This is a genomic window from Mesorhizobium sp. M7A.F.Ca.CA.004.04.2.1 (assembly GCF_004022825.1).
Classification (GTDB): Bacteria; Pseudomonadota; Alphaproteobacteria; order Rhizobiales; family Rhizobiaceae; genus Mesorhizobium.
Genome location: NZ_RZPH01000534.1, coordinates 1 through 4,094, shown reverse-complemented (window position 1 = coordinate 4,094; position 4,094 = coordinate 1). Strand labels below are relative to the sequence as shown.

Sequence of the window (4,094 nt, the reverse complement as noted above, 5' to 3'; positions counted from 1 at the left end):
GGCTGCCTCAAGCGCCGCGAAAATGCTGACGGACTCGGTCTTTCCGGTGGTGAAGTAAAGGCGCGTCTGGGTCATGAAATCTGTTTCTTTTTGAGCATGATCTTGCCCGAAAACCGGTTCCCACTTTTCGGGATCAAGCTCTAGCCTTTCGCCGCCAGCCGCTTCAGCTTGGCGATGGCCGTATCGGCGCTTTCACCGTAGGCGATGGTGCCGGCAAAGTCGCCATTGGCGTTGAGCAGCAGCACCGAGGCGGTGTGGTCCATCGTGTAGTCGCCGTCGCCGGTGTCGACCTTCTTCCAGTAGATGCCGAACGACTTGGCCATGGCGTGGACCTTGTCGGGATCGCCCGTGATGCCGATGATGCGGTCGGAGAAATTGCTGACATAGGCGTTCATCACTTCCGGCGTGTCGCGCTCGGGATCGACCGATACGAAATAGGCGTGCAGGTTCTTGCCGTCGTCGCCGAGCGTCTTCAGCCAGCCGGCCAGTTCGAACAGCGTGGTCGGGCAGACCTCGGGGCAATGGGTGAAGCCGAAGAAGACGACGCTGGGCTGACCCCTGAAGGCAGCCTCGGTGATCGGCGCGCCTTTCTGGTCGACCAGGGTGAAGGCAGCGCCGAAGGGCTCGCCGCCATAATGGCCGCGATACCAGTCGAAAGTCAGCCAGCCGATACCGGCGGCCATCAGGACGAGAATGCCGACCAGGATAGAACGCATCATCAGAAAAGTCCGTCTGCAGAAATCGCCGCGCCGGCTCAATGCCGCGCCTGTGCGACAGTCTTAGCGGTTCGGCCTCGCACAGGCAAAGTGCCGCGTTGCCGCAACCGCAGTGGTGTCGACCTATCTGCTTGCAAAGCCGGGCTGCTCGCCCCACCTGTGACCGGCAACTCGAACCGCAGGAGGCTCCCTTGCCACGACTGATTGGGCACGGACTGATTGGGCGAAAACTGATCGGCGGCGCGTTGGCCGCGTGTGTTGTCGTTGGCGCCGGTGCCGCAGTCGCCGAGGAAGTCGGCAAGGTCGGCGTCGACTGGCTCGGCAATGACATCATCGTCGAAGCGATCAAGGATCCGAAAGTGGAAGGCGTGACCTGCCACGTCTCCTATTTCGATCGCGGCATCATCGATCGCCTGCACAAGGGCAACTGGTTCGAGGATCCGTCCGATTCCTCCATCTCCTGCCGCCAGACCGGCCCGATCACGATCGGCGACATCGACATGAGCGAGGGCGGCGAGGAGGTGTTCAAGCAAGGCATCAGCCTGATCTGGAAGAAGCAGGTGGTGAACCGCATCTACGACAAGCCCAATGAGACGCTGATCTATCTCTCGCATTCGCGCCAGGTGCAGAACGGCTCGGCCAAAATGTCGGTCACCACCGTGCCGCTCTACGGCCAGAACGTGGTGTGGAGCAAAGGCAAGCCGCAATAGGCTGCTTAGTTCCTTCGGGAGCCGGACGGACGAATGGTCCCGCTTGCGGGACCATTCGCTCGGCGAATCCTTGCTGGGAGACGATCTGAGGGACGATTGGTTCCGCTTGCGGGACCAATCGCCTAGGCGTAAAGCCGCCGGCATGGAGCGTTCCGAAAACCTCGTCCCGAAAGACCCCGAGCCGCGTATCCATCCGACCGCGGAGCTGAAGACGTGCAAGCTCGGCCGCTATGCCTCGATCGGCGAGCGGGTGGTGCTGCGCGAGGTGAATGTCGGCGACTTCTCTTATTTTGAACGCCACTGTGAAGCGATCTACACGACGATCGGGAAATTCTGCTCGATCGCCGCCAACAGCCGTATCAATGCGCTGGAGCATCCCATAGAGCGGCTGACCCAGCATAAGCTCAGCTACCGGCCGAACGAGTATTTTCGCTGGCTGGGCGTCGATGCCGCCTTCCGCGAGCGGCGGCAGGCGAAAGCCGTGACCATCGGCCATGATGTCTGGATCGGCCACGGCGCGGTGATCATGCCTGGGATCGCCATCGGCAACGGTGCCGTCATCGGCGCCAACGCCGTGGTGACGCGTGACGTGCCGTCCTATGCGATCGTCGCCGGCGTGCCGGCGAAGGCTCTCCGGCCACGCTTCACTCCGGATATCGCGGCGCGGATCGAAGCTCTCGCCTGGTGGGACTGGCCGGTCGAAAAGCTGGCCAGAGCGGTTCCCGACATGCAGGCCATGCCGATCGAAACGTTCCTCGATCGCTGGGAAAACGACGCCGTCTGACCAGTTCAAGTGCGTAGCGTTGAGACGGAGTCGGGCGACGCGCTTCAAGGCCCGCCGGACTGAAACCCCTTCCGCCATGCGGGGGTGGCGCAGCGGAAGGGGCTGGAGGTAAACCGCTGTGAAGCGGAAGGAACAGGCACTCTTGCCTGCAGGATCACTGTGGCATTGAACCCATAAGGTGTGTTTTCCTGACTATTCTCCCTACGCGTGTATTCAATTGCAGCTGGGTATTTGTCTGCCTCGGGAACCTGAAACGGTCGCTGGTTGTTTCTCATCGCGCCGCAGCGTCGAGGATTTCGATAGATGGAAAAACATTTCACAAAGGTCGCCAACTGGGTCGCCCGCATAGCCGGCCTGCCGCCGACATTCGCCGTCTGTTGCCTGATCGTCATCGTATGGGGGGTGAGCGGCCCGTTCTTCGGCTTTTCGGACACCTGGCAGCTCGTCATCAACACGGGCACGACCATCATCACTTTCCTGATGGTCTTCCTGATCCAGAACACTCAGAACCGCGATGGCGCGGCAATCCAGGCCAAGCTCGACGAACTGATCCGGGTCGGCAAGGGCCACAACCACTTCATCGGCATCGAACATCTGACCGAATCCGAAGTCGAGGAAATCCGCGCCAAATGCGAGCGTGCGGCAAAGCGGCATGACGAACAGATCGCCGACACGGCGGCGAAGAAGGCTGTGGCGAGGAAGCGCGGGTCGAAAAAGCAGGCGGCCTGAAAATCAGCCTTTCATGAACGCCGCGAAACTGTCCTTGTGGTCCGGGTGCCAGCGCGACAGGGCTGGGCGGTTCTCGATGATATCGCCGATCGCCCAGGCCATGCGCTTTTCATCCAGCGGGCGGGCCGCCTCATTGTCCGGGCACAGGATGTAGAAATCGCCTCTGGTCAGGGATTCCAGCATGAAATCCACAACCTGTTCGCCGGTCCAGGCGGCGGCCGGTTTTTCCGTCGCGCCCTCGGTCAGGCCGGTAAAGGTGAAGCCGGGGATCAGAAGATGGGCAGCGACATGGGCGCCGGGTTCGTTGCGCAACGCATGCGACAGGCCCTCGGTGAAGGTTTTCACCCCAGCCTTGGAGACATTGTAGGCAAGATTGCCGGGCGGCGTGGTGATGCCTTGCTTGGAGCCGGTGTTGACGATCAAACCCGGGCTGGCCGAGGCCAGCATGCGCGGCGCGAAGGCCTCGACGCCATGCACGACGCCCCAGAAATTGATGTCCAGCAGCCGCTTCCAGGCATCGCCGTTTTCCCATGGCTTTCCGGGATTGTCGCCGATACCGGCATTGTTCATCAGCAGCGACACGCCGCCGAAGGCGCCGAACGCCCTTTCGGCGAGGCGGTGTACCTCATCCGCCTTCGAAACGTCGGCGGCGACGGCAAGCACGGCATCGTCGCCGGCAATCGCGGAAACGGCGCGCGAGGCGTCGTCCAGCCGCGCGCCGCCAATATCGGCCAGCACGATCTTCATGCCCATCAGTGCAAGCCGCTTGGCGGCCGCCAGACCGATGCCGCTGGCGGCGCCGGTGATAACGGCGGCATTGCCTGGGGCAAGCGCGGGCAGGGCGGTCTGGATCTCGGCGTCGGTGATCATGGGCGATGGGTTCCTTGTTCGATGGCGCCGAACTTAGCGCCGGAACCGGCCGGCGCAAGCCTCTGCCCGCCTTGTCGGGTTGACCAGTTCGGTCGAGGCTGCGCATGTTGCCCTTTGCCTCCGCAAAAGAGATTTTGCCTTGGGGACAAAACAAACTTTAGCCTCGGGACAAACGGAGATTTCCTGATTGACGGACTGGGTTGCAATCCTGAAAGAACAGACCGCCATTGGCGACCAGATGGGCCGCGAGGTGCCGCAGATGCTGGCCAACCCCGACATCAGCGA

5 protein-coding genes are annotated in these 4,094 nt (G+C 62.0%); 3 read left to right on the top strand and 2 right to left on the bottom strand.

The genetic code is table 11. From position 1 onward, the window contains the following. Positions 1–140: 140 nt before the first annotated feature. Positions 141–719 carry an SCO family protein gene (locus EN893_RS21900; protein ID WP_127269253.1) on the bottom strand — a complete coding sequence of 193 codons (579 nt, stop codon included), beginning with the start codon at positions 717–719 and terminating at the stop codon, positions 141–143. A 188-nt stretch (positions 720–907) separates the two neighbouring features. On the opposite strand from EN893_RS21900, the gene EN893_RS21895 reads away from it, so the two are divergent. The 3 genes from EN893_RS21895 (at position 908) to EN893_RS21885 (ending at position 2,939) form a co-directional block, all read left to right on the top strand. Further along, positions 908–1,426, top strand: coding sequence for a CreA family protein (locus EN893_RS21895; RefSeq protein ID WP_127269254.1), 519 nt, complete (start codon positions 908–910; stop codon positions 1,424–1,426). A gap of 142 nt (positions 1,427–1,568) precedes the next feature. Continuing rightward, entirely contained in the window at positions 1,569–2,210 is a 642-nt protein-coding gene (locus EN893_RS21890) for a DapH/DapD/GlmU-related protein (RefSeq protein WP_127269255.1), read from the top strand. 303 nt (positions 2,211–2,513) lie between these two features. Continuing rightward, a complete protein-coding gene (locus EN893_RS21885; protein ID WP_127269256.1) occupies positions 2,514–2,939 on the top strand; it encodes a low affinity iron permease family protein in 426 nt (141 codons plus the stop codon). Between the two features lie 3 nt (positions 2,940–2,942). Here EN893_RS21885 and EN893_RS21880 read toward each other — a convergent pair whose 3' ends face one another. Further along, complete coding sequence (locus tag EN893_RS21880; RefSeq protein WP_127269257.1) at positions 2,943–3,809, bottom strand: SDR family NAD(P)-dependent oxidoreductase; 867 nt, start codon at positions 3,807–3,809, stop codon at positions 2,943–2,945. Between the last annotated feature and the right edge of the window lie 285 nt (positions 3,810–4,094).